The sequence below is a fragment of the Paracoccus sp. NIOT.M2S5SZ12 genome (genome assembly GCF_057748165.1).
In genome coordinates, this window is the sequence record NZ_JBYLFR010000056.1 from 1 (window position 1) to 1,377 (window position 1,377).

The window sequence follows — 1,377 nt, forward strand, 5'->3', positions numbered from 1 at the left end:
GAGTAACGCGCGAAAGTTGGTGATGCCCTGAGGGGCGGCATATCATGGCGGTGTTCAGACGCCGTCAATTCTCAGCCGAGAAAGGGATATGCCACATGTCGGAGACTACCATCAGCACGCTGCCCGATCCATCGGGGTTTTCGCCGGATCCGCTGACGGACCTCATCCGGGAGGGTGCGCGCAAGCTGATCGAACAAGCGGTTGAGGCCGAGCTGGCAACGCTCCTCGCCGCGTTCGCTGAGGAAAGGCTCGATGACGGCCGGGCCAGGCTGGTGCGGCACGGACATTTGCCGGAGCGCGAAATCCTGACCGGGATCGGTCCGGTCGCCGTGAAGGTGCCGCGGGTGCGGGATCGCAAGCCGGGAGCGGAGAGGATCTCCTTCACGCCCAGCATCCTGCCGCGCTACCTGCGCAAGGCCAAATCGGTCGAGGAACTGCTGCCCTGGCTCTACCTCAAGGGGGTCTCCACCGGCGATTTCGGCGAGGCGCTGGCCGCCCTTCTGGGGCCGGACGCCAAGGGCCTGTCGGCCAAGACCGTCACCCGCCTGAAAGCCAACTGGTGGTCCGAATACGAGGCTTGGGAGAAGCGCGACCTCGGAACCCGGCGGTTCCTCTACATCTGGGCCGACGGTGTCTACTTCAAGCCGCGCATGGCCGAGGAAAAGCAATGCGTTCTGGTCATCGTCGGGGCGGATGAATACGGCCGGAAGGAACTGCTGGCCATGACCGACGGCTTCCGCGAGAGCACCCAGAGCTGGCGCGAGGTGCTGCTCGATCTCAAGCGGCGCGGCCTCACGCAGGATCCCAAGCTCGCGATCGGCGACGGTGCCCTCGGCTTCTGGACGGCCCTGCGCGAAGTCTTCCCCACGACGCAGGAGCAGCGGTGCTGGCTGCACAAGACCATGAACGTGCTGAACGCGCTGCCGAAATCGGCGCAGGCCAGGGCCAAAGGACACCTGCACGACATCTGGCAGGCCGGGACAAAGGCCGAAGCCAACGTCGCCTTCAACTTCTTCGTCGAAACCTACGGCGTGAAATGGGACAAGGCGGTGGCCAAGCTGGTCAAGGACCGGGACGCGCTGCTGACCCTCTACGACTATCCGGCCGAGCACTGGAAACATATCCGGACGTCAAATCCGATCGAGAGCACCTTCGCCACCGTCCGGCACCGCACCCGGCGAACCAAGGGCTGCCTGAGCCGAAAGACCGGGCTCGCCATGGCCTTCCGGCTGATGATGTCGGCGCAGAAGAAATGGCGGAGGCTCGACGGCCGGAACCGCCTGCCAGAGGTCATCAGCGGGGTTGAGTTCCGCGACGGCGTCCGCCACATTCAAGCTGCCGCCTGATCAAGCGTCACCAAATTTCGAGCATATCTCG

Annotated in this window: 1 protein-coding gene; it reads left to right on the plus strand. The window is 64.5% G+C overall.

The genetic code is table 11. From position 1 onward, the window contains the following. The first annotated feature begins 95 nt into the window (after positions 1-95). Positions 96-1,346 carry an IS256 family transposase gene (locus AC2SGK_RS18230; protein WP_017469024.1) on the plus strand — a complete coding sequence of 417 codons (1,251 nt, stop codon included), beginning with the start codon at positions 96-98 and terminating at the stop codon, positions 1,344-1,346. Positions 1,347-1,377 lie beyond the last annotated feature (31 nt).

What these genes read in the sequence shown, in the direction of transcription:
- AC2SGK_RS18230 (WP_017469024.1), top strand. Translation starts at nt 96, where the DNA reads ATGTCGGAGACTACCATCAGCACGCTGCCCGATCCATCGGGGTTTTCG.